The sequence below is a fragment of the Pseudodesulfovibrio sp. JC047 genome (assembly GCF_010468615.1).
In the GTDB taxonomy this organism is placed as follows: Bacteria; Desulfobacterota; Desulfovibrionia; order Desulfovibrionales; family Desulfovibrionaceae; genus Pseudodesulfovibrio.
Map to the genome: position 1 here is coordinate 1 of NZ_WUEH01000072.1, position 595 is coordinate 595.

Genomic DNA, 595 nt, shown 5'->3' on the forward strand with positions numbered 1-595 from the left:
CACCATATACATGTTACATATATACTGCCTGTCTAATTATAAACCCTTTTATATCCAGAGAGAGATGGGTAAAGATTCATTTAGCCCGTTGATGAGTATTCTTCGTGAGAACAAGTTGACCGGCCCTAATTACGTAGATTGGAAGAGGAATCTTGACATAGTACTCACTGCTGAGGAGTACAAGTATGTCTTGATAGAAAATTGTCCTGAAATTGATACCAATTCTACTGAAGACCAGTTAGAGGCTGAAAGGAAGTGGAAGAAAGCGAACAGCATGGCTAAATGCTACATGCTCGCTTCCATGTCCAACGTGTTGCAAACACAGCACGAGCATATGGACACAGCCTATGAAATCATGATGTCCTTGTCAGAAATGTTCGCAGACAAGAGCAGGCCAGCTAGGCAAGCTGCTATAAGGACCATCATGAACACTAGAATGGCTGAAGGAACACCTGTCAGAGATCATATGCTCAAGATGATGGATTGTTTCAATGTAGCCGAGATTCTAGGGGCTGAGATTGATGGAGAGAGTCAAACTGATATGATTCTAGAAACTCTGCCGGATTCCTTCAATCAGTTCAAGCTCAATTTCAAT

1 protein-coding gene is annotated in these 595 nt (G+C 41.8%); it reads left to right on the top strand.

The window, feature by feature from the left end:
* Nucleotides 1-64: 64 nt before the first annotated feature.
* The coding region (locus GO013_RS16715) for a hypothetical protein (protein WP_163813176.1) at nt 65-595 on the top strand (531 nt) is incomplete at its 3' end.